The organism is Pseudomonas sp. p21 (genome assembly GCF_001642705.1).
GTDB lineage: Bacteria > Pseudomonadota > Gammaproteobacteria > Pseudomonadales > Pseudomonadaceae > Aquipseudomonas.
The window spans coordinates 319,450-343,020 of sequence record NZ_LWBV01000003.1; the positions used below are offsets into that span (position 1 = coordinate 319,450).

Annotated in this window: 24 protein-coding genes; 14 read left to right on the forward strand and 10 right to left on the reverse strand. The window is 62.8% G+C overall.

Features of this window, described 5'->3' with window-relative positions:
* Positions 1–3 precede the first annotated feature (3 nt).
* Positions 4–1,473, forward strand: coding sequence for an NADH-quinone oxidoreductase subunit NuoN (nuoN, locus tag A4C63_RS10925; protein ID WP_025339926.1), 1,470 nt, complete (start codon positions 4–6; stop codon positions 1,471–1,473).
* 79 nt (positions 1,474–1,552) lie between these two features.
* Here the strand turns inward: nuoN and A4C63_RS10930 are convergent, their stop codons facing one another.
* On the reverse strand, positions 1,553–1,816 hold the full coding sequence (locus A4C63_RS10930; RefSeq protein ID WP_063912675.1) for an ogr/Delta-like zinc finger family protein: 264 nt from the start codon (positions 1,814–1,816) through the stop codon (positions 1,553–1,555).
* 200 nt (positions 1,817–2,016) lie between these two features.
* On the opposite strand from A4C63_RS10930, the gene A4C63_RS10935 reads away from it, so the two are divergent.
* The gene (locus A4C63_RS10935) at positions 2,017–2,409 is read left to right on the forward strand and encodes a helix-turn-helix domain-containing protein (RefSeq protein WP_063912676.1); all 393 of its coding nucleotides are present in this window, start codon (positions 2,017–2,019) and stop codon (positions 2,407–2,409) included.
* On the opposite strand, the gene A4C63_RS10940 is transcribed toward A4C63_RS10935, so the two are convergent.
* The 3 genes from A4C63_RS10940 to A4C63_RS10950 are packed head-to-tail and all read right to left on the reverse strand — an operon-like array spanning position 2,406 to position 3,368.
* Positions 2,406–2,768: a hypothetical protein gene (locus A4C63_RS10940; protein WP_063912677.1), complete on the reverse strand. Its 363-nt coding sequence runs from the start codon at positions 2,766–2,768 to the stop codon at positions 2,406–2,408. The two genes, A4C63_RS10935 and A4C63_RS10940, sit on opposite strands and share 4 nt — an antisense overlap.
* Positions 2,761–3,108 (reverse strand): head completion/stabilization protein, encoded by a 348-nt coding sequence (locus A4C63_RS10945; protein WP_063912678.1) that lies wholly within the window; start codon positions 3,106–3,108, stop codon positions 2,761–2,763. The genes A4C63_RS10940 and A4C63_RS10945 overlap by 8 nt, the downstream gene beginning before the upstream one ends.
* 11 nt (positions 3,109–3,119) lie before the next feature.
* Positions 3,120–3,368 carry a response regulator transcription factor gene (locus A4C63_RS10950; RefSeq protein WP_063912679.1) on the reverse strand — a complete coding sequence of 83 codons (249 nt, stop codon included), beginning with the start codon at positions 3,366–3,368 and terminating at the stop codon, positions 3,120–3,122.
* Between the two features lie 220 nt (positions 3,369–3,588).
* Here A4C63_RS10950 and A4C63_RS10955 point away from each other — a divergent pair, with 220 nt between their 5' ends.
* Complete coding sequence (locus A4C63_RS10955) at positions 3,589–5,655, forward strand: TonB-dependent receptor domain-containing protein (RefSeq protein ID WP_063912680.1); 2,067 nt, start codon at positions 3,589–3,591, stop codon at positions 5,653–5,655.
* Positions 5,656–5,711: 56 nt separating this feature from the next.
* On the opposite strand, the gene chrR is transcribed toward A4C63_RS10955, so the two are convergent.
* Complete coding sequence (gene chrR / locus A4C63_RS10960) at positions 5,712–6,269, reverse strand: class I chromate reductase ChrR (RefSeq protein WP_063912681.1); 558 nt, start codon at positions 6,267–6,269, stop codon at positions 5,712–5,714.
* Between the two features lie 157 nt (positions 6,270–6,426).
* Between chrR and A4C63_RS10965 the strand changes: the two genes are divergently transcribed.
* A complete protein-coding gene (locus A4C63_RS10965) occupies positions 6,427–6,645 on the forward strand; it encodes a hypothetical protein (protein WP_063912682.1) in 219 nt (72 codons plus the stop codon).
* On the opposite strand, the gene A4C63_RS10970 is transcribed toward A4C63_RS10965, so the two are convergent.
* The 4 genes from A4C63_RS10970 to A4C63_RS10985 form a co-directional block, all read right to left on the reverse strand.
* The gene (locus tag A4C63_RS10970; RefSeq protein WP_063913073.1) at positions 6,629–8,878 is read right to left on the reverse strand and encodes an Orn/Lys/Arg decarboxylase N-terminal domain-containing protein; all 2,250 of its coding nucleotides are present in this window, start codon (positions 8,876–8,878) and stop codon (positions 6,629–6,631) included. The genes A4C63_RS10965 and A4C63_RS10970 overlap by 17 nt on opposite strands.
* Positions 8,879–9,038: 160 nt before the next feature.
* Entirely contained in the window at positions 9,039–9,797 is a 759-nt protein-coding gene (gene dnaQ / locus A4C63_RS10975) for a DNA polymerase III subunit epsilon (RefSeq protein ID WP_063912683.1), read from the reverse strand.
* 51 nt (positions 9,798–9,848) lie between these two features.
* Positions 9,849–10,295: a ribonuclease HI gene (gene rnhA / locus A4C63_RS10980; RefSeq protein ID WP_016711609.1), complete on the reverse strand. Its 447-nt coding sequence runs from the start codon at positions 10,293–10,295 to the stop codon at positions 9,849–9,851.
* A 13-nt stretch (positions 10,296–10,308) separates the two neighbouring features.
* The gene (locus A4C63_RS10985) at positions 10,309–11,082 is read right to left on the reverse strand and encodes a class I SAM-dependent methyltransferase (protein ID WP_063912684.1); all 774 of its coding nucleotides are present in this window, start codon (positions 11,080–11,082) and stop codon (positions 10,309–10,311) included.
* Between the two features lie 85 nt (positions 11,083–11,167).
* Here A4C63_RS10985 and gloB point away from each other — a divergent pair, with 85 nt between their 5' ends.
* The 10 genes from gloB (at position 11,168) to A4C63_RS11030 (ending at position 23,047) form a co-directional block, all read left to right on the forward strand.
* Complete coding sequence (gene gloB, locus A4C63_RS10990) at positions 11,168–11,947, forward strand: hydroxyacylglutathione hydrolase (protein WP_063912685.1); 780 nt, start codon at positions 11,168–11,170, stop codon at positions 11,945–11,947.
* A gap of 100 nt (positions 11,948–12,047) precedes the next feature.
* On the forward strand, positions 12,048–13,478 hold the full coding sequence (locus tag A4C63_RS10995) for a lytic transglycosylase domain-containing protein (protein ID WP_063912686.1): 1,431 nt from the start codon (positions 12,048–12,050) through the stop codon (positions 13,476–13,478).
* 137 nt (positions 13,479–13,615) lie between these two features.
* On the forward strand, positions 13,616–14,152 hold the full coding sequence (locus A4C63_RS26315) for a hypothetical protein (RefSeq protein WP_156510873.1): 537 nt from the start codon (positions 13,616–13,618) through the stop codon (positions 14,150–14,152).
* Positions 14,153–14,250: 98 nt separating this feature from the next.
* The gene (locus tag A4C63_RS11000) at positions 14,251–16,080 is read left to right on the forward strand and encodes an extracellular solute-binding protein (RefSeq protein ID WP_218186507.1); all 1,830 of its coding nucleotides are present in this window, start codon (positions 14,251–14,253) and stop codon (positions 16,078–16,080) included.
* Entirely contained in the window at positions 16,077–17,912 is a 1,836-nt protein-coding gene (locus A4C63_RS11005) for an extracellular solute-binding protein (protein ID WP_063912688.1), read from the forward strand. Before A4C63_RS11000 ends, A4C63_RS11005 begins: the two co-directional genes overlap by 4 nt.
* Before the next feature lies 1 nt (position 17,913).
* Positions 17,914–18,987 (forward strand): microcin C ABC transporter permease YejB, encoded by a 1,074-nt coding sequence (locus A4C63_RS11010; protein ID WP_009686399.1) that lies wholly within the window; start codon positions 17,914–17,916, stop codon positions 18,985–18,987.
* A gap of 1 nt (position 18,988) precedes the next feature.
* A complete protein-coding gene (locus A4C63_RS11015; RefSeq protein WP_063912689.1) occupies positions 18,989–20,008 on the forward strand; it encodes an ABC transporter permease in 1,020 nt (339 codons plus the stop codon).
* A gap of 1 nt (position 20,009) precedes the next feature.
* Positions 20,010–21,620 (forward strand): ABC transporter ATP-binding protein, encoded by a 1,611-nt coding sequence (locus tag A4C63_RS11020; protein ID WP_063912690.1) that lies wholly within the window; start codon positions 20,010–20,012, stop codon positions 21,618–21,620.
* 226 nt (positions 21,621–21,846) lie between these two features.
* On the forward strand, positions 21,847–22,416 hold the full coding sequence (locus A4C63_RS11025; RefSeq protein ID WP_063912691.1) for a helix-turn-helix transcriptional regulator: 570 nt from the start codon (positions 21,847–21,849) through the stop codon (positions 22,414–22,416).
* Between the two features lie 28 nt (positions 22,417–22,444).
* Entirely contained in the window at positions 22,445–23,047 is a 603-nt protein-coding gene (locus tag A4C63_RS11030) for an HD domain-containing protein (RefSeq protein ID WP_063912692.1), read from the forward strand.
* Here the strand turns inward: A4C63_RS11030 and A4C63_RS11035 are convergent.
* Positions 23,044–23,502: a hypothetical protein gene (locus A4C63_RS11035; protein WP_063913074.1), complete on the reverse strand. Its 459-nt coding sequence runs from the start codon at positions 23,500–23,502 to the stop codon at positions 23,044–23,046. The genes A4C63_RS11030 and A4C63_RS11035 overlap by 4 nt on opposite strands.
* Positions 23,503–23,571 lie beyond the last annotated feature (69 nt).

The window sequence follows — 23,571 nt, forward strand, 5'->3', positions numbered from 1 at the left end:
GCTATGGAATTCACCACTCAACACTTCATCGCATTGGCGCCGATGCTGATCACCACCATCACCACGGTGGTGGTGATGCTGGCGATCGCCTGGAAGCGCAACCACTCGCAGACCTTCCTGCTGTCCACCGTGGGCCTCAACCTGGCCCTGCTATCGATCCTGCCGGCGCTGAAGGTTGCGCCGCTGGCGGTCACCCCGCTGATCACCATCGACAAGTTCGCCTGCCTGTACATGGCGATCATCCTGGTGGCGACGCTGGCCTGCGTCACCCTCGCCCACGCCTACCTCGGCGAAGGCTCCAAGGGCTTCCCGGGCAACCGTGAAGAACTGTACCTGCTGCTGCTGATGTCGGCCCTCGGTGGCCTGGTGCTGGTCAGCGCCAACCACCTGGCCGGCCTGTTCATCGGCCTGGAGCTGCTGTCGGTACCGGTCTACGGCCTGGTGGCGTATGCCTTCTTCAACAAGCGCTCGCTGGAAGCCGGCATCAAGTACATGGTGCTGTCGGCCGCAGGCTCGGCCTTCCTGCTGTTCGGCATGGCCCTGCTGTACGCCGACGCTGGCAGCCTGAGCTTCGACCAGATCGGCAAGGCCCTGGCCGCCACCAGCATGCCAAGCCTGGTGGCCCAGTTGGGCCTGGGCATGATGCTGGTCGGCCTGGCCTTCAAGCTGTCGCTGGTACCGTTCCACCTGTGGACCCCGGACGTATACGAAGGCGCCCCGGCACCGGTCGCAGCGTTCCTGGCCACCGCCAGCAAGGTTGCGGTGTTCGCCGTGGTCGTGCGCCTGTTCATGCTCTCCCCTGCTGCCAGCAGCGGCGTGCTGAGCACCGTACTGGCGGTGATTGCCGTGGCCTCGATCCTGATCGGTAACCTGCTGGCACTGACCCAGAGCAACCTCAAGCGCCTGCTCGGTTACTCGTCCATCGCCCACTTCGGCTACCTGGTGATCGCCCTGGTCGCCAGCAAGGGCCTGGCCCTGGAAGCCATGGGCGTGTACCTGGTCACCTACGTGATCACCAGCCTGGGCGCCTTCGGTGTCATCACCCTGATGTCCTCGCCTTACGGCGGCCGTGACGCCGATGCGCTGTACGAGTACCGCGGCCTGTTCTGGCGCCGTCCGTACCTGACTGCGGTACTGACCGTGATGATGCTGTCGCTGGCGGGTATCCCGCTGACCGCCGGCTTCATCGGCAAGTTCTACATCATCGCCACCGGCGTCGAGTCGCACCTGTGGTGGCTGGTCGGTGCCCTGGTGATCGGTAGCGCCATCGGCGTTTACTACTACCTGCGCGTCATGGTCACCCTGTACCTGGTCGAGCCGAACCTGCGTCGCCACGACGCCCCGCTGAAGTGGGAGCAACGCACCGGCGGTGTCATGCTGCTGGCTATCGCCATTCTCGCCTTCGTGCTGGGTGTGTACCCGCAACCGCTGCTGGAAATGGTCCAGCAAGCGGGCCTGCAACTGATCGGCTGATCGCCCCGGCAAAACAAGACACCCCGCTTATGCGGGGTGTTTTTTTATCTGCACGCTTTTTATCCGTGAGCATGTAGGCTCATTCACCGGTGCTGTCCTGGGCGGCACCCGGCAGCGCTGCCTTGCGTAAATCACCATTGGCCGAAGGCAGGTACACTTCCGGGTTGGGCATGCCGCTGGGCGAGAGTTCATGGGTCATTTCGAACTCGGCACGCACTGACCAGCCACATGCCTCGGTGGTGCATTGCAAATAGGCGATCCGCAGGAAAATATGACGCCCTTCACTGGTGCGTATACGCATCCGGCTGTGGCAATGCGGGCAAACCAGCTTGTATGTACTCACGGCAAGTACCTGCAAGCATTGTTAAGGCTTACCTTCTGTGAGAATAGTCGTCCAGTTTTGTCAGTATTAGCTGCATATGTAGGTGTATTCTTCAGTCTGATGCTTCTCATTGCAGAAATGCTCCTTAAAACGCAGGGCTGTATTCATAACGAGTAGTTTAAGCCCATGGAATATCATTAAACCAGTCATGGATATTTGTTATGAGTACCAATGTACTTGCTTCGGTACTGGCCAGGCTGAAGCTTCTGACCGCTACGGAATCCGATGCCGAGCTGTCCAGAGCGCTTTCCATCAGCCCGCAAACATTGAGCAGCTGGAAGGTGCGTGACAGCGTTCCGTATTCACTTTGCATAGATGTCGCCAGGCAGTATGCATGCTCACTGGACTGGCTTCTGCTGGGTGAACCCGAACGACATCGCACAGGCCAGTGCGAAGAAGGCTGGGAATGCGACCTGCTTGCGCGGCTGCGCACCTTGTCGCTCGCTGACCGCCAAGCTGTTCTCCTGCTGGTCGAGGACAAGCAACGCATCCAGCAGCTGGAACAGCAATTGAACGCGCTGACCAGGCGCTTGCCCAATGCCGCCAGCGGCTAGCCCCGGCGGCGCCAGCGCTGGATGAGTTCGCGCGGGTCCAGCGTGTCGAGCCATACCATCACCTTGAGGCTGATGGGGATCACCACCACGGCAGCGACGAACGCCGCCATGCCACGGGTCAGCAACGGTGCCAGCGACGAAACCAGCGGCTCGAACAGGTGGCCCACCCCCACGGTCACGAACACCAGCAACAGTTTCTTGCCCAGTGTCAGGCGCCTCGCCGTATTGGTAATCAACCGGTCGCGCGCCGCACTCACCAGCAACGCCCCCAGCAGCGCGGCGAACAGTACATTGCCATCCACGCCCAGCAACTCCACCAGCGCCGGGGCCAGGCTATCGAAAACAGATTCCTCAGCCATGGGCAGCCCCTCGGCGCACAGTAGGCAGGTAGCCTGTCGAGCCCAGGTTGTACATGACCGCAGCTTCGACAAAGCGGATGTAGCACACCCGCAATGCACGGCCCTGGTCATGCCCGGCCACATCCTCGAGGCGCTTGTAGCCCCGTTCTCGCAACACCGCGCGCCAGCGCGCGAATTCGCGTGCCGCGTCGATGGCGGCGCAGCGTGCGGCCACTTCCAGCGCGGCCTCACTGACAGGCTGCTGCAGGTTCAGTCGCTCACGCAGCCTGCCCAGGTCCACCCGTGGCCAGAACGGATCATGGCAATCGGCAAAGCGCGGTAACCGAGGATCGTTGCCCATGCTTCACCCCCTCACTGCTCGGCCAGCATGCCGTAGCGAATGGCCTTGATCACCGCCGCCACCCGGGTGGGTACATCGAACTTGCGCAGGATGTTCGACACATGGAAGTTCACCGTCGATTCCTTGCACGCCAGGATCTGGCCAATCTCCCACGAGCTCTTGCCGTAGGCACACCACAACAGCACTTGCCGTTCACGTGGCGTCAGGCGAACCGGGGCGTCCGCCAGGGGTTGCTGCGAGTGTCGTGCGTTGTCAGTCATGTTTGAACTCCACGGGTGATTGAGCGAGGCATCGCTGCCGATCTGCAGTCACCTTACGAAGCGCGGGCCGCCCTACTCCACCGCTGCGGCTTGTAAAGAACTTTCATACAGAACCGTCTGACGAAGGTTGCACGAGATTTGCCGACTTTCTTCGTGCTCCAAGCGGCATTTCGCTCGTCTCAACGCCGTTGTCCATTCGCCTTTCGCCTGGAGTCGTACAATGCGTTGCGTTTTGCCCCTACCATCCTGCCTCGGCCTGCTGGCTGCTTTCGCGGCCACCCAGCCCGCCCTGGCGGCACCTTCGGTCGAGCTGGGCCAGGTGCTGATTACCGATGAGGAGCAGAACGACCTGACCGCAGCCAGCGAACGCCTGCGCGAAGTGCCAGGTGCCAGCAACCTGGTGGACATGCAGCGCGTGGGGCAAGGCCGGGTGGCCAGCAACCAGGACGTACTGGCCTACCAGCCCGGGGTGTTCGCCCAATCGGCGGGCAACGATGGCATCAAGCTGTCGATCCGCGGTTCGGGCATCAACCGCGCACCGGGGGCCCACGGTTCCGGGGTGTACACGATGTTCGACGGCCTGCCCCTGACCGGCCCAGGCGGTACGCCCTACGAACTGTTCGAGCCGCTGTGGCTGAGCCGTGCCGAAGTGCTGCGCGGCGCCAATGGATTCGACCAGGGCGCCCTCGCCCTTGGTGGTGCGATCAACTACGTCACCCACACCGGCTACGACGCCGCACCGCTGCAGGTGCGCTATGAAATCGGCAGCCGCGGCTACCAGCACCGGCAAATCAGCTCGGGGCAGGTGCTGGGTAACCTCGACTACTACCTGGCCCTGACCGATTCGGAATATGACGGCTACCAGGCGCACAGCAGCGGCAGCGCCAAAGGCGTTGCCGCCAACGTCGGATACCGCTTCAACCCGAACCTGGAAACCCGCTTCTACCTGCGCTACCGGGAAACCGAGAACGAGCTGGCCGGGCGCCTGACCAAGGAGCAGATCAAGCACCACCCGCGCGCGGCCAACCCGGCCTACCTGGCCCGCGACGACAGCCGGCCGCAACCGGGCAGTACCTGGGTAGGCAACAAGACCACCTTCTACCTCGACGACGATGCGCGCCTGGAAGCCGGCCTGGTCTACCACGACTACCCGATGGACCTGCGCGAAGGCCCGATGCGCCTGAAGGTGGCCTACACCGATGTCAGCGGCACCTTGAACTACTTCCGCCGCGACACCTTGTTCGGCCACGAGAGCAAGACCACCGTCGGCTGGCGCACCACCAAGCACCTGCCCAACAGCGGTGCATCGCAGTTTGAACGCACGGGCGACGTGTTCGGCAAGCGTACCCGTGACTTCACCTACCAGGGGTCGGACACGGTGCTGCATGTGGGCAACGACCTGGAACTGGTCCCCGACCTGTGGCTGACTACCGGCCTGGCGATGATCTACACTCGCCGTGAAAGCGACGTCACCTACCACCCTTCCGGAGGCGGCAAGGTGAGTATGCATGACTGGGACTACGCGCCACGCCTGGGACTGCGCTACGACATCCGCCCGGGCCTGCAGGTGTACGGCAACCTGAGCCGCTCGGTCGAACCTCCACATCCGTGGTCCCTGATCTGGAGTTCGCCAACAACCAACCAACCGATCGAAATGCAAAACCAGACGGCCACCACGCTGGAATTGGGCACACGCGGCGAATCGGCATTGGGGCATTGGGACCTGGCGTGGTACTACTCGCAGGTTCGCCATGAATTGCTGGCGGTGGAAATCGTGCAAGGCGCCCCGGCCAAGGAATTCAACGCCAGCGCCACCGTGCACCAGGGCGTGGAAGCCGGCCTCGACAGCACCCTGTGGGAGCGCACCGGCACTGGCAAGCTGAGCCTGCGCCAGGCTTATACCTTCAGTGACTTCCACTATCGCGACGACGACACGTTTGGCGACAATCGCCTGCCCGGTATCCCCATGCACTACTATCAGGCCGAGCTGCGCTACGACTGGCCAAACGGGTTCTACGCGGGGGTGAATACGCAGATGGCGTCGAAGGTGCAGGTTGACTACGCCAACAGTTACCATGCCGATGAATATGCCTTGCTCGGCGCCCGCCTGGGCTGGGATTCACCGAAGCAGGACTGGCAGACCTGGCTGGACCTGCGCAACCTGACCAACAAGCGTTATGCGGCCACAGTGACGCCTGCCTACAACGATGCCGGCAAAGACAACGCCCGCTCGACGCCGGGCGAAGGCTTTGCCGTGTATGCCGGGGTTTCCTACAGCTTCCGCTAGTCTGCTGGGGGCCGCTGCGCGGCCCCTTTGATGACCGGCGCCTGAACGAACAGGCCTCAAACCGCCCTGTTCAACTTCACCCAGGAAGCGAACTTGTCAATGAACGCCTGCAAGAACGGCCGGGTCTTGTCGTTGAGCTTGCCCGAATCCTCGAACAGGCTCGCCGCACCGCCAATGTAGGCCTCGGGCATCTGCATGCACGGCATGTCCAGAAACACCAGCGACTGGCGCACGGCATGATTGGCGCCAAAGCCACCAATGGCCCCCGGCGACACACTGACCACCGCCGCCGGCTTGCCACTCCAGGCGCTTTGCCCGTAGGGCCGCGAACCCACATCGATGGCATTCTTCAGGCCGCCAGGTACCGAGCGGTTGTACTCCGGGGTAACGAACAGCACCGCATCACTGCGGCGGATCTCGTCGCGAAAACGCTTCCACGCGTCCGGCGCTTCGGCCTCGATATCCTCGTTGTACAACGGCAAATCGCCAATCTCGACGATTTTCAGGGCAAGGCTGGACGGCGCCAGCTCCGAGAGTGCGCGGGCGATCTTGCGGTTGTAAGAGTCCTTGCGCAAGCTACCGACGACCACCGCTACCGAATACACCTGGCTCATGGCAATTTCCAACCTCTGCTGGGTAAAGGGACGTTGTAGTTATAGATGACCGTTCCTCGGCGCTTTGGTTTTTTTTCCGCGGGGCGAAAACTTCCGACGCTGTTCCACGGTCTATGCCTGCAGACATTTCCCACGCAATTCAGAGGTTTCCACCCAAATGGCAGCAGTAATGGTCGGCCAATTCCACGCCCGTGACGCCGAAGGCCGCATCTATCCCGTGCACGAGTTCCAGGAGCCGACCCTGCAAACCGACGGCAGCACGCTGGGCGTTCCCATCACCACCTACCGCCTGGCCATCGGCGACAAGGTCAACCACCTGGGTGAAAACCGCTTCGAACTGGCGCGCAGCGGCGTCGAGATCATTCGCATTCCTTGATGCAGTCCACCGTGTAGCGGCCACTTTCGTTCTGCAGGCCATGCACGTCGGCGACAAACCCAGGGAAGCCCTGGTTGAACGCCCGGGCGAATGCCAGGTAATCGAGTATCGAGCGGGTCGCCTCGGTGAACCGCTCTCCCGGCATGATCAACGGAATACCCGGCGGGTAAGGCACCAGCATTACCGCCGCCACCCGTCCCGACAGCGCCTCGATCGGCACCGCCTCCACCTCACCGCGCACCATCTGGTCATAGGCACGTGCCGGGCTCACGGCCACCTCCGGCAAGCGCGTGAACAGCCGCTTCAGCTGCTTGGCCGTGGCATTGGTGCGGTAGCAGCCATGCAGCTGGTCGCACAGGTCGCGCAGGCCCATGCCCTGGTAGCGTGAGGCATCGGCAGCCACCACACTCGGCAGGCAGTTGCTCAGGGCGATATTGCCGTCATAGTGGCGTTTGAACTCCAGCAACTCGGTAAGCAAGGTGCTCCACTTGCCCTTGGTGATGCCCATGGAGAACAGCACCAGGAAGCTGTACAGACCGGTTTTCTCCACCACCAGCCCCCGCTCCCAGAGGAACTTGCTGACAACCGCCGCCGGGATGCCATGCTCGCCCAGCGCACCGCCCGCGCTCAGGCCCGGCATTACCAGGGTCACCTTCAGCGGGTCGAGCAGCACATAGTCGTCTACCACCTCGCCAAAGCCATGCCACTCCGCCCCAGGCTGTAGCAGCCAGTCCTGCGCGGCCAGGCGGTGGATGCCCTCGGCGTTCGGCGGCTGCCAGATGCTGAACCACCAGTCGTCGGCGGCGATGTGCTCGCGCAGGTTAGCCAAGGCACGGCGAAAGCTCAGCGCCTCGTCGAACATTTCTTGCAGCAGCGAACGCCCGGCCGGCCCTTCCATCATGGCCGAGGCCACGTCCAGCGAGGCGAGGATGCTGTACTGCGGCGATGTCGAGATGTGCATCATGAACGCTTCGTTGAAGCGGTCACGGTCCAGCTGACGCCTGGCCCCGTCCTGCACATGAATCATCGAGGCCTGGCTGAACGCGGCCAGCAACTTGTGGGTGGAATGGGTGCTGAATACCAGCGGGCTGTCTGCCGCGCAGGCCGTGCCCATGGCATAGCGCCCGGTGAAGAACTCGTGGAACGCCGCATAGGCGAACCAGGCCTCGTCGAAGTGCAGCACCTCGACACTCGCGCCCAGGGTCTGCTTGATCAGCCCTGCGTGGTAACACAGGCCGTCATAGGTGGAGTTGGTCACCACCGCCAGCTTGATACGCTGCCCGCGATCACGGGCAAGAGGGTTGGCCTGGATCTTCGCCTGGATCGCCTCGGGGCTGAACTCGCTGAGCGGGATCGGGCCGATAATGCCCAGCTCGTTGCGCTCGGGGCACAGGTACAGCGGAATGGCACCGGTCATGATGATCGCGTGCACCACCGATTTGTGGCAGTTGCGATCCACCAGCACCAGGTCGTCACGGCCGACCATGGCGTGCCAGACGATCTTGTTGGCCGTGGAGGTGCCATTGATGACGAAGAAGGTGTGATCGGCGCCAAAGTTGCGCGCGGCCCTGGCCTCGGCTTCGGCCAAGGGGCCGGTGTGATCGAGCAGCGAGCCCAGCTCTGGCACGGAAACGGACAGGTCCGAGCGCAGGGTGTTTTCCCCGAAGAACTGGTGAAAGGCCTGGCCCACCGGGCTTTTGTGGTAGGCCACGCCGCCGCCGTGGCCCGGGGTGTGCCAGGAATAGTTGGACTGCGCGGTGTGCTGCACCAGGGCCTTGAAGAACGGTGGCAGCAGGCCGTCCAGGTAGGTGTGTGCGGCACGCGCCACCTGGCGGGCGAGAAACGGCACGGTGTCTTCGAACAGGTAGAGGATGCCGCGCAGCTGGTTGAGCTCGCTCATGGCTTCGGCGGGGGCGTTTTCCAGGGTCACCTGTTCGCCCAGGGCAAAAATCGGCAGGTTGGGCGCGCGCAGGCGGGCCAGGCGGATCAGCTCGGCCATGCTCTGCAGCAGGTGGGTATTCTCACCGACACCCTCGGCGGCGATCAGCATGCAGGCCAGGCCGTGGTGGGTGGCAGCGACCAGGCATGCCTCGGCATGGTCGGCGGCGGCGAGGATGGCAAAGCCGTCCTGGCGCAGTTCCTCGGCGATGCCCCGCACGCGCTCGCCAGCGACGCTGTCGGCCTTGATGGCGCGATGGACGATGAGGATGGGGAACTTGAGGTCCTTGTACATCAGGTGGCTACCTCCGAAGGACATGTCGTCCATTTCAGGGTAGTAGAACCTGTGTTGTCAGGACCGGCCTCTTCGCGGGCACGCCCGCTCCTACACTGGAGCCTTTCACAGTACCTGTGGAAGCGGGCGCGCCCGCGAAGAAGCCGGTACAGGCGAAAGATCAGCCAGCAGGTGTCTCGGTCAGAGCCTGCCACATGGATGGCCCACCCGCCGACTTGGCAATGGCCGCCAGGCGCTCGGCATGCGCCTCCAGCTCCTCGGCACTTGCCATGATCACCCGCCCGGGCGCCCGCCCGGTAATACGGCGAATCTCGCTACCACCAGCACCCGACCCTTCACTCTCGGCTTCTGCCCCATGCCCAGCCAGCGACAGGCTGGTCTGGCCACCGGTCATCGCCAGGTAGACGTCAGCCAGCAATTCCGAGTCGAGCAATGCGCCGTGCAGTTCACGGCCCGAGTTGTCGATGTCGTAGCGTTTGCACAGCGCGTCCAGGCTGTTGCGCTGCCCCGGGTGGCGCGAGCGCGCCAGCAGCAGGGTGTCGAGGATGGTGCAGTGCTGCGAAATGTCCGCGCGGTCCTGCTGGCCCAGCAAGGCAAATTCGTTGTTGATGAAACCAACGTCGAACGTCGCGTTGTGGATGACCAGGGTGGCGCCCTGGATGAATTCGAAGAACTCCTCGGCGACATCGCCAAAGCGTGGCTTGCCGACCAGGAAGGCATCGGTGATGCCGTGGACGTTGATCGCGCCCTCGTCACTCTCGCGGTCCGGCTGCAGGTAGACGTGGAAGTGCCGCCCGGTCAGGCGCCGGCCGATTACCTCGACACAGCCGATCTCGATGATCCGGTGGCCTTCGCTGACCGGCATACCCGTGGTTTCGGTATCGAGAATGACGAACCGTTTATCTTGCTGCTGCTCCACGCGGGGCGCTCCAACTTGCATCAGTTACAAAGGCCGGAATTGTACCCCAGCTCAACGCTGCGCGCGCACCTCATCGACCCCACGGTTGGCCAGCTGGTCGGCGCGCTCGTTGCCGGGGTGGCCGATATGGCCACGCACCCACTTCCAGGTCACCTTGTGGCGGTTGACCTGCTCATCCAGCTGCTGCCACAGGTCGGCGTTCTTCACCGGTTCCTTGGCCGCGGTTTTCCAACCACGCTTCTTCCAGTTGACCATCCATTCGTTGATGCCTTTCATCACGTACTGCGAGTCGGTAGTCAGCACCACCTCGCATTCGCGCTTCAGCGCCATCAGCCCCTGGATCGCGGCCATCAGTTCCATGCGGTTGTTGGTGGTTTCGCGTTCGCCGCCCCACAGTTCCTTCTCGACGCCCTTGTAGATCATAAGGACGCCCCAGCCGCCAGGGCCAGGGTTGCCCTTGCAGGCACCATCGGTAAACATCTCGACGCTTTCGCTCATGTACCACTCATGTTCAGTGCTTTTCGGTATCCGGGTTGGCCGCCGTGCGGTTGACCTTGGCCAGTGGCAGGGGCAGCAACTTGCCCATCGGCTCGCGACGCTCCGGGCGCAACGGCCGCAGGCCCACCACCATCTTGCGCGCCACCAGCAGGTATACCCCGCCGCCGGAACTCTGCCAGCCGCCGGCCAACCGCTCCCAGCCCGCCAGGCGTTGCTGCCAGGCCGGGGAGGCAAGCGGCGGACGATAGCACCCAAAGCGGCGTTTCTCCAGCGCGAAGCCCAGCAGGTTGAGCCAGTCGCCCACCCGCGACGGCGAGATGCAACGGGCCTTGCGCAAGGCGTCGTGGCTGAAGAAATGGCGCATGCCCCAACTGCTCCACGGGTTGATCCCGACGATCAGCAGGTGCCCGCCAGGGCGCACGGCGCTGGCCGCCTCGCGCAGCAGGCCATGGGGCGACAGGCAGAAATCCAGGCCATGCTGCAGCACCACCACGTCGGCGGCATGCTCGCTCAGCGGCCAGGCCTGCTCCTCGCAGACAATCTCCACCCCCGGCAGCGGCGCACCGAGGCGCACGTTGCGCTGCACCTGGGGCGCGCTGGGCGGCGGCTCGGCGCAGGGCCCGTAGTGCACAAGGTACCCCCCGAAGAAGCGTCCAAGCTCTTCTTCCAGCAGTTTTTCCTCCTCCTTGAGCATCAGTTGGCCGAGTGGGCCATTGAACCACTCACGGGCCAGGCTGATCAGCTCGACCCAGTCCGGGTCGGCCTGGGCAAAGGCTTGGTCGGTCATTGCGCTCTCCCTCGAAGGTTCTCGCACCGCGCCATCGCGGCTAAGATGCCCTCATGTGCCACGCTAGGCGAATCGGATCCGCACCATGATACAGATCGATGCTCTCCCCGCTTTCTCCGACAACTACATCTGGTTGTTACAGGATACTGCCAAACGCCGCTGCGCGGTGGTCGATCCGGGTGACGCCGGCCCAGTGGAACGCTGGCTGTCAGCCAACCCCGAGTGGGTACTGAGCGACATCCTGGTCACCCACCACCACAACGACCACGTTGGCGGGGTGGAACGCCTCAAGCAACTGACCGGCGCGCGGGTCTGCGGCCCGGCCCAAGAACGCATTCCCTGCCGTGACCTGGCACTGGACGAAGGCGACCAGGTGACCGTGCTGGGCGTGACCTTCCAGGTGCTGGCCGTGCCCGGCCATACCCTGGGGCATATCGCCTTGTTCAGCGACCAGCCGGCAACGCCGCTGCTGTTCAGCGGCGATACCCTGTTCGCCGCCGGTTGCGGGCGCATGTTCGAGGGCACCCCCGAACAGATGCAGCCCGCCCTCGCCCGCCTGGCGGCCCTGCCAGAGCAGACCGAGGTGTACTGCGCCCACGAATACACCTTGAACAACCTGCGATTCGCCAAGGCGGTGGAACCCGGCAATCCGCACGTTCAGCAGCGGTTCGAAGACGTTACCCGTTTGCGTGCCGACAATCGCATCACCTTGCCATCAACGATTGGCCTGGAACGCCTGACCAACCCCTTCCTGCGTACCTCTGAAACATTAGTTAAACAAAAAGCAGACGAATGGAAGGGGCATTCAAACCCCACGCATGTCGCTGTTTTTGCTGCCTTGAGGTCTTGGAAGGACACCTTCTGATAACCTCAAGATATATCGCAAGCGATGGTCAAAGGTTGACCAGGCCCGGAGCGGTTTCTAGAATCGCCGAAATTTTTCGCCCGGAAACCTGTGTCAGCCGATGTCTTCCCGTAGCCGCAGAACCTCTCATTCCGTCGCCCTGACGCGCCTGGCCCAAATCAGTGCGCTGGCCCTGGCCGCCACCCTGGTGGGCTGCCAGAGCACCCGTCAGCTCGACGAATCCGATAGCGTTCGCGCGCACAACTACCAGGCGCGGATCAAGCACAAGCCTTCACCGCTGCTGGCCAAGCCGGCCGAGCAGGCACCACAGGACGTGTGGGAACGCATGCGCCAGGGCTTTGCCCTGCAGGACAACATCGACGTCAACCCGCGCATCGAGCAGCAACGCCTGTGGTTCGCCAGCAACCCAAGCTACATCGAAAGTGCTGGCGAGCGTGGCAGCCTCTACCTGCACTACATCGTCGAACGCCTCGAAGAGCGCGACATGCCGCTGGAGCTGGCCCTGCTGCCAGCCATCGAAAGTGCCTACAACCCGATGGCCTACTCGCGCGCCCATGCCGCGGGCATGTGGCAGTTCATTCCGTCCACCGGCCGCCACTTCAACCTGCGCCAGACCAACTTCTACGATGGCCGTCGCGACGTGACCGCTTCGACCAACGCCGCGCTGGACTACCTCAGCCGCCTGCACGACATGTTCAACGGTGACTGGCTGCTGGCCCTGGCTGCCTACAACGCCGGCGAAGGCACCGTCAGCCGCGCCATCGAGCGCAACGAACGGCTCGGCCTGCCCACCGATTACTGGAACCTGCCGCTGCCGCAGGAAACCCGCGACTATGTGCCCAAGCTGCTGGCCCTGTCGCAGGTGGTGCTCACGCCGGAGGCCTATGGCGTGAACCTGAGCCCGATCGCCAACGAACCCTACTTCGAGGCGGTGGCCATCAACGACCGCCTCGATCTGTCGCGGGTAGCGGCCTTCGCCAATATCGACGAAGACGAGCTGATCCAGCTCAACCCGGCATTCAAGAAGCGCATGACCGTGGACGGCCCGCAACAGCTGCTGGTACCGACCGCCAAGGCGCAGCTGCTGAGCGACAGCCTGTCCAACCTAAAGCCCGAGCAACTGGTCAGCCTTCAGCCGAACAAGGCCGTGTTCGCCCGCGCCGTGGCCGAAGCCAAGGCACCGGTGGCGGCGCGCAGCTACCGGGTCAAGCGCGGCGACAACCTGGGCACCATCGCCAAGGCCAACCGCGTTTCGGTCAAGGACATCAAACGCTGGAACCGCCTCTCCGGCAACAGCGTACGCGCCGGCGAGGTCCTGGCCCTGCGTGGTGGCGACGCACCGAGCGCTGCTGGCAATCGGGTGGCCGCCTCCGGGCAGCGCTCCACGCAGTACAAGGTACGCAAAGGCGATTCGCTGTACCTGGTGGCCAAGCGCTTCAACGTGGAAATGAAGCACCTCAAGCGCTGGAACCCACGCAGCGGCCATGCCCTGAAGCCAGGCCAGACCCTGACCGTCTACCTGTCCCATTAAAACTGACACAGGCTGCACACCAGGCATGCACCAAAACGACCTGTAACCGTTGGCCGTAGGCCCGGGTGCAAGCAATATTTAGTGCATTCACAACCCAATCTTTTTTGACAATGGGTCTCCTAACTTGAGGATATCCCATGACAAAAATATTTGAGATCTCTCGCCGCGACGGTAATCGTAACCCGCTCGACGATCATGATATCTACACCGTACGCTTCAAAGATCCTTCACTGCGCATTGAAAAGTCAGTGTGCTATTACTATGGTGAAATCTATCAACGTGCAGCCCTCTACTACGTGCGAGTCGCGTTCGGAGAATTCGCACCCGGCCAGCTAACACGTAACAATACCGCTTACTTACATTACGCGTTTGCGGTTGGCCCCCCACGAGCGTTCACTATAGGACGTGAAGTCGGTGAGACAACCAGAGTACCCATCAATCAAACACCCGGCCAGATGAACGCAATCCGGCTCAGGTACGGCATGCGTCGTTTTTCGGAGAATGATAGTTTTCATGATCCGTATCAATGGCAATTAACTGACCAGCACGGCAAAACATACGTGATCGAGTTTGTGCCTCTGGAGGGTGGAAATCGAATAGGCATTGTGGAGCGGGACTCACTTACCCGGCCCCTCGATAAACCCACCCCAATAAACAGCTTCCCGACCAGATGACATAGCAAAGAGCACTGCGCGCGGTGCTCTTTCTCCACTCTGGCCAAACTGTTACTGTACCCCGATCAAAGCCCAACGCCTCTGGATCGGATGCCGACTTGATACGTCCCCTCCTGCTGTCTCTCAGCCTGGCCTTGAGCTTTCCCGCAGCCGCGATGGTGAGCGAAAGCCACGGATACGCGCAGTTCGGCACGCTCAAGTACCCAGCCACATTCACCCATTTCGACTGGGTCAACCCGCAAGCGCCCAAGGGCGGCACCTTGCGGGCCATGGCTTTCGGTACCTTCGACACCCTCAACCCCTACACCTTCAAGGGGTCGAGCCCGATTACCACGCCCAATTTCCAGCAATACGGCATCAGCGAGCTGAACGAGCCGCTGATGGTCGGCACCGGCCAGTACGACCCGTCCGGCGACGAACCGACCTCCAGCTACGGCCTGATCGCCCGCTCGGTGGAGTACAGCGAGGACCGCAGCTGGGTGGTGTTCAACCTGCGCCCGGAAGCCCACTGGCATGACGGCAAGCCGATCACCTCGGCAGACGTGGCCTTCTCCTACCGCACGCTGCTCAAGGACGGCCACCCGATCTACCGCACCAACCTGCAGGAAGTGCAGCGGGTGGACATCCTCGGCCCACTGCGCATTCGCTTCGTGTTCAAGCGCGCCGGTAACCCGCTGCTGATCCTGCGCCTGGGCGAAATGCCGGTGCTACCCAAGCACTACTGGCAAAAGCGCGACTTCAAGGCCACCACCTTCGAGCCCCCGCTAGGCAGCGGCCCCTACCGCATCACTCAGGTCCAGCCTGGGCGCCGGCTGGTGTTCGAGCGGGTGAAGAACTACTGGGGCAAGGACCTGGCGGTGAACCGTGGCAAGTACAACTTCAACCGCGTGGAATACGAGTTCTACCGCGACGCCACGGTGGCCTTCGAAGCATTCAAGGCCGGCGAGTTCGACATCTACATAGAGCACCAGGCGAAGAACTGGGCCAACGGTTACAACTTCCCGGCCGTGCGCCGGGGCGAGGTAATCAAGGCGCAGATCCCGCACCGCATCCCCACGCAAACCCAGGGCCTGTTCATGAACAGCCGCCGGGCGACCTTCAGCGACCCACGGGTACGCCAGGCGCTGGGGCTGATGCTCGACTTCGAGTGGACCAACCGCGCGCTGTTCAGCAGCGCCTACCGCCGCTCGACCAGCTACTACCCCAACAGCGAATTCGCCGCCACCGGCCTGCCCACCGGCAAGGAGTGGCTGCTGCTGGCGCCGTTCCGTGACCAGTTGCCGGCCAGGCTGTTCAGCGAGCCTTACACGGTCAGCCAGACCGATGGCCGTGGCATCAGCCGTCAGACCCTGCGCCAGGCCCTCGGCCTGCTCGCCGAGGCCGGCTGGAAGCTGAACGGCCAGCGCCTGGTCGACAGCAAGGGCCAGCAGCTGCACATGGAGCTGCTGCTGGTAAACCCCAACCTTGAACGCATCCTGCAACCTTATGTCGAAAATCTGGCCAGCATCGGCATCGATGCGCGCTTGCGCACCGTGGACCGCGCCCAGTACAAACAACGTCTGGACCAGTTCGATTTCGACATGATTCTGATGACCCTGAACCAGACCCTGAGCCCTGGCCTCGAACAATGGCTGTACTTCCATTCCAGCCAGGCCGCGACCAAGGGCAGCAAGAACTATGCTGGGGTGAAGGACCCGGTGGTCGACCATCTGCTCGACACCCTGCTCGCCGCCCGCACCCGCGATGATCAGGTCGCCGCCGCCCGCGCCCTGGACCGCGTGCTCTCATGGCAGTACTACATGATCCCCAACTGGTACCTCGACAATCATCGCCTGGCCTACCGCAACCGGTTCGCCTTCGTCACCACGCCGCCCTACACCCTCGGGCTGAACAGCTGGTGGATCAAGACTTCGGAGAAAGCCCAATGACGCCAACGCACCGACTGCGCCGGCTGGCTGGCAGCCTGTTGCTCGCCTGCCTGAGCCTTCCCGCCCTGGCCGCACCACAACACGCGCTCACCCTGTACGACGAGCCCCCCAAGTACCCGGCCGACTTCAAGCACTTCGACTACGTCAACCCTGATGCGCCCAAGGGCGGCACCTTCCGCCAGTCCAGTTTCGGCGGCTTCGACAGCCTCAACCCGTTCATCAACAAGGGCGTGCCGGCCGAGAATATCGGCATCATCTACGACACCCTGATGCGTCAGAGCCAGGACGAGCCATTCACCGAATACGGCCTGGTTGCCGGCAAGATCGAGAAAGCACCCGACAATAGCTGGGTACGCTTCTACCTGCGCCCGGAAGCCCGCTTCCATGACGGCCACCCGATGCGTGCCGACGACGTGGTGTTCACCTTCAATGCCCTGATCAAGGACGGTGCGCCGCTGTACCGCCAGTATTATGCCGACGTCGCCGAAGTGGTCGCCGAAGACCCGCTGAAGGTGCTGTTCAAGTTCAAGCACAAGAACAACCGCGAGCTACCGCTGATTCTCGGCCAGTTGCCGGTACTGCCCAAGCACTGGTACGAAAACCGCGATTTCAACCGCGGCAACCTGGAAATCCCGCTGGGCAGCGGCCCATACAAGGTCGCCGAGGTCAAGGCCGGGCGCTCGGTGCGCTACGAACGGGTCAAGGACTACTGGGCCAAGGACCTGCCGATCAACCGCGGCTTCTACAACTTCGACGTCATGACGTTCGACTCCTACCGTGACACCACCGTCGCCCTCGAGGCCCTCAAGGCCGGGGCCTTCGACTATGGCCTGGAAGTCAGCGCAAAAAACTGGGCCACCGCCTACAACGTGCCCGCCGTGCGCGACGGCCGGCTGATCAAGGAAGAGCTGCCCAACGGCAACCCCACCGGCATGCAGGGTTTCATCTTCAACATCCGCCGCCCGGTGTTCCAGGACGTGCGTGTGCGCCAGGCGTTGAGCCTTCTGCTGGACTACGAGTGGACCAACAAGCAGCTGTTCAACGGCGCCTATACCCGTACCGGCAGCTACTTCGACAACTCGGAAATGGCCGCCCGCGGCCTGCCCGGCCCCAGCGAGCTGAAAATCCTCGAACCGCTGCGTGGCAAAGTCCCCGAGCAGGTGTTCAGCGAAGCCTTCCACAACCCGGTCAGCGACGGCAGCGGCATGATCCGCGAGCAACAGCGCCAGGCCTACAAGCTGCTGCAGGAAGCCGGCTGGAAAATTGTCGACGACAAGATGGTCGACGCCCAGGGCAAGCCGGTGAGCATCGAGTTCCTGCTGGCACAGACCGAGTTCGAACGCATCCTGCTGCCGTTCAAGCGCAACCTCGCCGACCTTGGCATCGACCTGAACATCCGCCGGGTGGACGTTTCCCAGTACATCACCCGCCTGCGCTCGCGTGACTACGACATGATCGTCGGTGGCTACCCGCAGTCCAACTCCCCGGGCAACGAGCAGCGCGAGTTCTGGTCCAGTGCCGCCGCCGACAACCCCGGCAGCCGCAACTTCATCGGTCTGCGCGACCCGGCCATCGACCAGCTGGTGGAACAGCTGATCAATGCCGATTCGCGGCAGAGCCTGATCGACCACTGCCGGGCCCTCGACCGTGTGCTGCTATGGGGCTACTACGTGATCCCCAACTGGCACATCAAGACCTGGCGCGTGGCCTACTGGAACCACATCGGCCACCCGGACGTCTCGCCCAAGTACGACATCGGCATCGACACCTGGTGGATCAAACCCGGCGTAACCCCGGCCGTCAGCGCAGCCCCTGCAGACGAGGCCGAATGACATGCTGGCCTACATCCTGCGCCGTCTGCTGCTGATCATCCCGACCCTGTTCGGCATCCTGATCATCAACTTCATCATCGTCCAGGCCGCCCCCGGCGGCCCGGTCGAGCAGATGATCGCCAAGCTCGAAGGTTTCGAAGGTGCCACCAGCCGCATTGCCGGGGGTGGTGCCGAAGTGTCCGTGGCTGGCTCCAACTACCGTGGAGCCCAGGGCCTGGACCCGGCGCTGATCGCCGAAATCGAGCGCATGTACGGCTTCGACAAGTCGCCGCCCGAGCGCCTGTGGATCATGATCAAGAACTACGCCCGGCTGGACTTCGGCGACAGCTTCTTCCGCGATGCCAAGGTCATCGACCTGATCATCGAGAAGATGCCGGTGTCGATTTCGCTGGGGCTGTGGAGCACCTTGATCATGTACCTGGTGTCGATCCCGCTGGGCATCGCCAAGGCCGTGCGCCACGGCAGCCATTTCGACGTGTGGACCAGCTCGGCGATCATCGTCGGCTACGCCATCCCGGCGTTCCTGTTCGCCATCTTGCTGATCGTGCTGTTCGCCGGCGGCAGCTACTTTGACTGGTTCCCGCTGCGTGGCCTCACCTCCAACAATTTCGACGAACTGAGCACCACCGGCAAGGTGCTGGACTACTTCTGGCACCTGGTGCTGCCGATCACCGCGCTGGTCATCGGCAACTTCGCCACCATGACCTTGCTGACCAAGAACAGCTTCCTCGACGAGATCAACAAGCAGTACGTGGTCACCGCCAAGGCCAAGGGCCTGAGCCGGCCACGGGTGCTGTACGGCCATGTGTTCCGCAACGCCATGCTGCTGGTGATTGCCGGTTTCCCTTCGGCGTTCATCGGCATTTTCTTCACCGGCTCCTTGCTGATCGAGGTGATCTTCAGCCTCGACGGCCTCGGCCTGATGAGTTTCGAGGCGGCCATCAACCGCGACTACCCGGTGGTCTTCGGCACCCTGTTCATCTTCACCCTGCTGGGGCTGGTGGTGAAACTGATCGGCGACCTGACCTACACCCTGGTCGATCCACGCATCGACTTCGCCAGCCGGGAGCACTGACATGGCCTTGTCCCCCCTCAACCGCCGGCGCTTCGAGCGCTTCAAGGCCAACCGCCGTGGCTGGTGGTCGCTGTGGCTGTTCCTGATCCTGTTCGGTCTGAGCCTGGGCGCCGAGCTGATCGCCAACGACAAGCCGATTGCCGTGCGCTACGACGGCGCATGGTACTTCCCGGCGTTCAAGCGCTACCCGGAAACCACCTTCGGCGGCGAATTCCCACTGGAAGCCAACTACAAGAGCCCGTACATCCGCGAACTGCTTGAGAAGAAAGACAGCTTCGTGCTGTGGGCGCCGATCCCGTTCAGTTACCAGAGCATCAACTACGACCTGCGCGTACCCGCCCCGGCCCCGCCCTCGGCGGACAACTGGCTGGGCACCGACGACCAGGGCCGCGACGTGCTGGCACGGGTGATCTACGGCTTCCGCATTTCGGTGCTGTTCGCCCTGACGCTGACCCTGCTCAGCTCCATCGTCGGCGTGATCGCCGGCGCCCTGCAGGGCTTCTATGGCGGCTGGGTCGACCTGGCCGGGCAGCGCTTCCTGGAAGTCTGGTCAGGCCTGCCGGTGCTGTACCTGCTGATCATCCTGGCCAGCTTCGTGCAGCCCAACTTCTGGTGGTTGCTGGGCATCATGCTGCTGTTCTCGTGGATGAGCCTGGTGGACGTGGTGCGCGCCGAGTTCCTGCGCGGGCGCAACCTGGAATACGTGCGCGCCGCCCGCGCGTTAGGGATGCGCAACGGCGCGATCATGTACCGGCACATCCTGCCCAACGCCATGATCTCGACCATGACCTTCATGCCGTTCATTCTCACCGGCGCCATCGGCACCCTCACCGCCCTGGACTTCCTCGGCTTCGGCCTGCCGCCGGGCGCGCCGTCGCTGGGCGAGCTGGTGGCCCAGGGCAAGTCCAACCTGCAGGCCCCGTGGCTGGGCATCAGCGCCTTCGCCGTGCTGGCGCTGATGCTGAGCCTGCTGGTGTTCATCGGCGAATCCGCCCGCGATGCCTTCGACCCGAGGAAGTGACATGAGTGAACAGAACCTGATCGAAGTGCGCGACCTGTCGGTGGAGTTCGTCACCGGTGACCAGGCCCACCGCGTGGTGGACGGCATCAGCTTCGATATCCGCAAGGGTGAAACGCTGGCACTGGTGGGCGAGAGTGGCTCGGGCAAATCGGTCACCGCGCACTCGCTTCTGCGCCTGCTGCCCTACCCTTTGGCCCGCCACCCCAGCGGCAGCATCCGCTACGAAGGCAAGGACCTGCTGCAGCAGAACGAGAAGACCATGCAGCGCATTCGCGGCAACCGCATTGCGATGATCTTCCAGGAACCGATGACCTCGCTGAACCCGTTGCACTGCATCGAGAAGCAGATCAACGAGATCCTCCTGCTGCACAAAGGCCTGACCGGCAAGGAAGCAACCGCGCGCACCCTGGAACTGCTGGAGATGGTCGGCATTCCCGAGCCACGCAAGCGCCTGAAGGCCCTGCCCCACGAATTGTCCGGCGGCCAGCGCCAGCGGGTGATGATCGCCATGGCACTGGCCAACGAGCCGGAGCTGCTGATTGCGGATGAGCCGACCACGGCGCTGGATGTGACCGTGCAGTTGAAGATTCTCGACCTGCTCAAGGAACTGCAGGCGCGTTTGGGCATGGCCCTGCTGCTGATCAGCCATGACCTGAACCTGGTGCGGCGCATCGCCCACCGCGTGTGCGTGATGCAGCGCGGGCAGATTGTCGAGCAGGCCGAATGCGCCAGGCTGTTCAGCGCACCGCAGCACCACTACACGCAAATGCTGATCAATGCCGAGCCCAGCGGGCTGCCGGCGCACAACCCGGTGGGCGCACCGTTGCTGGAGGTGGATGACCTCAAGGTGTGGTTCCCGATCAAGAAGGGCTTGCTGCGGCGCACGGTCGACCATGTGAAGGCGGTGGACGGGGTCAACTTCAGCTTGCCACAGGGGCAGACACTGGGGATTGTCGGCGAGTCCGGGTCGGGCAAGTCGACTTTGGGTTTGGCGATCTTGCGGCTGATCTCCAGCCAGGGCGGCATTCGCTTCCATGGGCAGAACCTGGAAGGGCTGAACCAGAAGGCCGTGCGCCCGTTGCGCCGGGAAATGCAGGTGGTGTTTCAGGACCCGTTTGGCAGCCTGAGCCCACGCATGTGCGTGGAGGACATCGTCGGTGAAGGGTTGCGCATTCACCGCATCGGCACGGCGCAGGAACAGGAAGCTGCGATTATTGCGGCCCTGGAGGAAGTGGGGCTGGACCCGCGCACGCGGCATCGCTACCCACATGAGTTTTCCGGTGGGCAGCGCCAGCGCATTGCGATTGCCCGGGCGTTGGTGTTGAAGCCGGCGCTGATCCTGCTGGACGAGCCTACGTCAGCGCTGGACCGCACGGTGCAACGGCAGGTGGTGGAACTGCTGCGTAATCTGCAGCAGAAATACAACCTGACCTACCTGTTTATCAGCCATGACCTGGCGGTGGTCAAGGCGTTGAGCCACCAGTTGATGGTGATCAAGCACGGGCATGTGGTGGAACAAGGGGATGCCCAGGCGATCTTCCATGCGCCGCAGCACCCGTATACCCGGCAGTTGCTGGAGGCGGCGTTTCTGGAGGTGGATGCGGCCAGTTAGCTTTTGTGCGGCAAGCCAGCGCCCACAAGGTCACCACAGACTTCAAGACTTGCACAGTACCTGTGGGAGCGGGCGTGCCCGCGAAGAGGCCCGCGAGCAATCTTCGGATCTGATGGATGAGCCGAGCTGGGCATGATGCGCTGAGAATGGCCGCCTACACGCTCGAAGTACCGCGCCACATCATCTATATGCATATAGGCCTTTGGCGCAAGCATGGAAGACAGATATGAACATCTCACCTTCACTTCGCAACACACCCATCGGCCCGATGCTAAAACACTGGCGCGTGCTGAACCGGGTCAAACAGCTGCATGCCGCGCAGATGTTCGGGGTGTGCCAGTCGACCATTTCTCGCTGGGAGTCGGGCGTGCAGGACGCCGAGCCCGAGCAGCGGGCGCGTATCGAAGCCTTGCTCAAAGCCAGGCTCAGCAGTGCCGCGGACCACGCACTGGCGCGCCTTGTGTCGGGCAGTTCGCAACCTGTGCACCTGGTGTGCGACCTCACCCACCGCCTGCTGGCCTGCTCATCTTCCCGCGAGGCTGAGTTCAGTGTGCCCGTCAGTGACTTGCTGGGTGTCTCGCTGTGGCCATTCGCAACAGAGGAAATCGCCAGCCAGGAACAGCGCTTGGCAGGCATCGGCTGGCGCGACAACCTGGCCTCCCCGGCGCTGGAGTTCTCCACCGGCACAAATGACTCGGCAGTGGTGCCCATCCAGCACAGCCTGTGCCGTTGGACCCGATTCACACTGTCGGATGGGTCGACTGCCAGGCTGGTCGAAACCCTGGCGCATATTTAATGCGTGGACGCAGGCAAACGGCGAGCCGATGATTTACCTCTGCAACAGCAAGAGGTCACCCGTCGTGCCAAATCACAACCTTCATGGAAAACTCGAATTCCTGCGCCAAGCCGAAAAGCTCAAGAGCGTGACACGCAGTGCCCACACGTCGACAGGCCGGCGTGAAAGCACGGCCGAGCACAGTTGGCGGCTGGCGTTGCTGGCGCTGGTGTTCGAGGAAGAACTGGGTGATGTCGATATCTGCAAGGTGCTCAAGCTGTGCCTGGTTCATGACCTTGGGGAAGCGTTGAGTGGCGATGTTCCTGCGCCTGAAGCGCAGGCAACGCCAAACAAGAGCATGAGTGAACGACAGGACCTCATCTCCATGACCTCGATGCTCGAACCCTCGATGCAGGACAACATCGTTGCCCTGTTCGACGAGTATGAAGCGGCGGACTCGCCAGAAGCCAAAGTGGTCAAGGCACTGGACAAGATCGAAACCATCCTGCAGCACACCCAAGGCGATAACCCGCCTGGCTTCGACTACGCGTTCAACCTGGAATATGGCCGCCGCTATACCGATGCCTTACCGTTTCTGGCCTCCTTGAGGCGCACACTCGATGAAGAAACACGCAAACGCATGACCCGCTAGCGCGGTCTTTGTGGGAGCGGCCTTGTGTCGCGAAAGGCCCCTCCCACTGGGATAGCGTGCGTTCGTGAGACCGGTGCCAACTGGGCAATAGCCCACAGCACTTCCAGCACCAGGACACCCCAGATCAGCGCTGAGGCGCCATTGACCAGCGCATACACCTGCCACGCCGAAAACAGCACCCTCCCCGCTGCATCGTAACGACCAAACCGATACTCAGGGTGGCGAACCCGCAACCACGCCCACACGCACACAATCGACCCCATCAGGTTGGCCATCATGACGTGCATCGCTCCAAACAGCGGAATTTCACCCGCCAGCCCAAACGTGTCATGCAGCCCACTCAACCACCCATGCAACAGGGCAAAACTCCAGGGTGTCGCAAAGCCGATGGTAACCACCAGATCATAGATACCGCTGGCCCGCACCAGCTTGCGATACTGCGTGTTACTCCACATGTCCACTGCCCTCTCAATCAACGAAGGCTGCAGCCTAAAGCCTGGAGTACGCTCCAAGGTCAAGCCCGA

Coding starts and splice junctions, on each gene's coding strand:
- A4C63_RS10935 (WP_063912676.1), top strand. CDS start 2,017: ATGAGTACCAATGTACTTGCTTCGGTACTGGCCAGGCTGAAGCTTCTG.
- A4C63_RS26315 (WP_156510873.1), top strand. CDS start 13,616: ATGACAAAAATATTTGAGATCTCTCGCCGCGACGGTAATCGTAACCCG.
- A4C63_RS11020 (WP_063912690.1), top strand. CDS start 20,010: ATGAGTGAACAGAACCTGATCGAAGTGCGCGACCTGTCGGTGGAGTTC.
- A4C63_RS11010 (WP_009686399.1), top strand. CDS start 17,914: ATGCTGGCCTACATCCTGCGCCGTCTGCTGCTGATCATCCCGACCCTG.
- A4C63_RS11025 (WP_063912691.1), top strand. CDS start 21,847: ATGAACATCTCACCTTCACTTCGCAACACACCCATCGGCCCGATGCTA.
- nuoN (WP_025339926.1), top strand. CDS start 4: ATGGAATTCACCACTCAACACTTCATCGCATTGGCGCCGATGCTGATC.
- A4C63_RS11015 (WP_063912689.1), top strand. CDS start 18,989: ATGGCCTTGTCCCCCCTCAACCGCCGGCGCTTCGAGCGCTTCAAGGCC.
- rnhA (WP_016711609.1), bottom strand. CDS start 10,295: ATGAGCGAAAGCGTCGAGATGTTTACCGATGGTGCCTGCAAGGGCAAC.
- chrR (WP_063912681.1), bottom strand. CDS start 6,269: ATGAGCCAGGTGTATTCGGTAGCGGTGGTCGTCGGTAGCTTGCGCAAG.
- A4C63_RS10995 (WP_063912686.1), top strand. CDS start 12,048: ATGTCTTCCCGTAGCCGCAGAACCTCTCATTCCGTCGCCCTGACGCGC.
- gloB (WP_063912685.1), top strand. CDS start 11,168: ATGATACAGATCGATGCTCTCCCCGCTTTCTCCGACAACTACATCTGG.
- A4C63_RS10965 (WP_063912682.1), top strand. CDS start 6,427: ATGGCAGCAGTAATGGTCGGCCAATTCCACGCCCGTGACGCCGAAGGC.
- A4C63_RS10970 (WP_063913073.1), bottom strand. CDS start 8,878: ATGTACAAGGACCTCAAGTTCCCCATCCTCATCGTCCATCGCGCCATC.
- A4C63_RS10940 (WP_063912677.1), bottom strand. CDS start 2,768: ATGGCTGAGGAATCTGTTTTCGATAGCCTGGCCCCGGCGCTGGTGGAG.
- A4C63_RS11005 (WP_063912688.1), top strand. CDS start 16,077: ATGACGCCAACGCACCGACTGCGCCGGCTGGCTGGCAGCCTGTTGCTC.
- A4C63_RS10945 (WP_063912678.1), bottom strand. CDS start 3,108: ATGGGCAACGATCCTCGGTTACCGCGCTTTGCCGATTGCCATGATCCG.
- A4C63_RS10955 (WP_063912680.1), top strand. CDS start 3,589: ATGCGTTGCGTTTTGCCCCTACCATCCTGCCTCGGCCTGCTGGCTGCT.
- A4C63_RS10985 (WP_063912684.1), bottom strand. CDS start 11,082: ATGACCGACCAAGCCTTTGCCCAGGCCGACCCGGACTGGGTCGAGCTG.
- A4C63_RS10950 (WP_063912679.1), bottom strand. CDS start 3,368: ATGACTGACAACGCACGACACTCGCAGCAACCCCTGGCGGACGCCCCG.
- A4C63_RS11030 (WP_063912692.1), top strand. CDS start 22,445: ATGATTTACCTCTGCAACAGCAAGAGGTCACCCGTCGTGCCAAATCAC.
- A4C63_RS11035 (WP_063913074.1), bottom strand. CDS start 23,502: ATGTGGAGTAACACGCAGTATCGCAAGCTGGTGCGGGCCAGCGGTATC.